At 39.0% G+C, this 2202-nt stretch carries 1 protein-coding gene; it reads left to right on the plus strand.

The features are described from left to right. The coding region (gene mobP3, locus AB5123_RS14170; protein WP_368364983.1) for a MobP3 family relaxase at window positions 1-2202 on the plus strand (2202 nt) is incomplete at both ends.

Raw genomic sequence — 2202 nt, forward strand, 5'->3', positions numbered from 1 at the left:
CAATGTTTGGTCACACGTTGTTTCACTTCGCCGTGAAGATGCTGTAAGGCTTGGCTTTGATAATTCAGACGCCTGGCGTGAGCTTGTGAAAAGGCATATTTCAGATATTGCCAAAGCACAGAATATCCCACTTTGTAATTTGAAGTGGTACGCCGCTTACCACGATACTACTCATCATCCTCATATCCATTTGCTTGTTTATTCAACAAATCCAAAGCAAGGATTTCTGACAAAGGCTGGAATAGATAAGATACGTTCAGCATTTGCAAACGATATTTTTCACGATGATCTGCAAAGCATATATCAGGAACAGACAGTAAGCCGTGATGAATTGAAAGCGGTTTCCAAAAAAGAATTTGAAAGCATTGTAAATATGATCGCAAGTAATGATCATACAGATCCACAGCTTGAAGAACTTATCAGAAAACTATATATTCAATTACAGAATGTGAAAGGCAAAAAAGTTTACGGCTATCTTCCAATGGAGATAAAGGAAACCGTCAATAAAATATTTTCAGAGCTTGCAAAAGATGAGAACATACAGCAGCTCTATGACAAATGGTGCAGTCTTGAACGATTGAAATACAAGACGTATACTCAGAAAGAAGCGGAACTTCCTGAATTAGTCGATAACAAAGTTTTTCAGCCTGTGCGGAATATGATAATTCGTACAGTACTTAATATGAAACCCTTTGATGTAAATACTGAAATTAAAGGATCTGAACCAAATGATGAATACTTTGATAATACACCTCAGAATATGTCACCTCTGTTTGATGAAGCAGAACCGTTGGCAGAGACAGAAACAGACGAATCGGCTGCGGCAATAAAATACTATATCAAATGGAACGATCAATACAAAAAAGCCTGTAAGCTTATCTATGGCAAAGACGCTAAGCTCAATGATTTTAAGGAAGCAGAACAGCTTTTGTTATCTGAATCACAGCGTGGAAATGTTTTGGCAGTTTACGATCTCGGAAAGCTTTATTCTACCGACAAGCTTGGCGAAAAAAGCGAAGAAATATCTATTGCAAAATACACACAGGCTTTGCAGGGCTTTTTGCAAATAGAACCAAACTCAAAGAAATTAAAGCCATATGTTCAGTATCGTATAGGCAAAATGTTTTGTTATGGTCTTGGTACGGAGCAGAACTATCAAAAAGCCTTTGAGTGGTTTGAAAGATCGGCAAAACAGAAAAACAAGTTTGCTCAGTTCAGCCTTGCAAATCTGTATTACTATGGCAGCGGTATAGAGAAAGATCTGTCGCAGGCTTTTCTTTGGTATCAGAGATCATCCTCTCAGGGGCAGCCTTATGCGGCTTATTCTATTGCTCAAATGTACAGATATGGAGAGTATGTAACCAAAGATAACGATACAGCACAGAGATATTACAAACAAGCTTTGTCGGGATTTTTGAAAATCGAAAGCGATGATATGGCGAACGACGATCTGTTTTACAAATTGGGACAGATGTTCAAGCTTGGACTTGGAACAGACTCAGACGTTACAAAAGCGATCGAATACTTCAGACGTTCAGCTGAAATGAATAACAAGAACGGCTTGTTTGAGTATGGCAAAGCACTTTTGATAGGTGAACACATTCCGCAAGATACGGATAGTGCAGTAAAATTGCTTGAGAAAGCTGTCAAACTAAAAAACAGAAATGCAAAAAGATTCCTTGCCCTTGAATATATTTCAGGAGAGCATTTGGAACAGGACATTGAAAAGGGAATAGCCTTGCTTACTGAGTGTGCGGACAGCGGAGATGTCATTGCTTGTTACAGGCTAGGAAAAATTTATTTGCAGGGCGAGATAATGCCTCAAAATCTGGACAAAGCAGAAAAGTATTTGCTCTTGGCAGAAGATAGCGAGTATACGCAGTATGCACTTGCAAAGCTGTATTTGCAGGAAGAAAAGTATGATATACAAAAAGCTGTCAATTATTTTGAGAATTGTGCTGCCAAAAATCATTGGGCAAGTTATCAGCTTGGCAGGATCTATCTTTTCGGGGCTAAGGACATTGAACGAGATAAGGAAAAAGCTGTCGAATGGTTCACAAAGTCTGCAAATGACGGAAACGAGTATGCTCAAGATCTGCTTGAGAATATGGAGCGGTATGAAAACGCTGTGCTTGCCAATACGATCTTTGGTTTGTTTGCAAATCTCAGTAGGTGCATCGAAGATGACTATACGCAGAAGTA

The sequence above is a fragment of the Ruminococcus sp. RTP21204st1_B2_RTP21204_210225 genome (genome assembly GCF_040914135.1).
GTDB lineage: Bacteria > Bacillota > Clostridia > Oscillospirales > Ruminococcaceae > Hominimerdicola > Hominimerdicola aceti.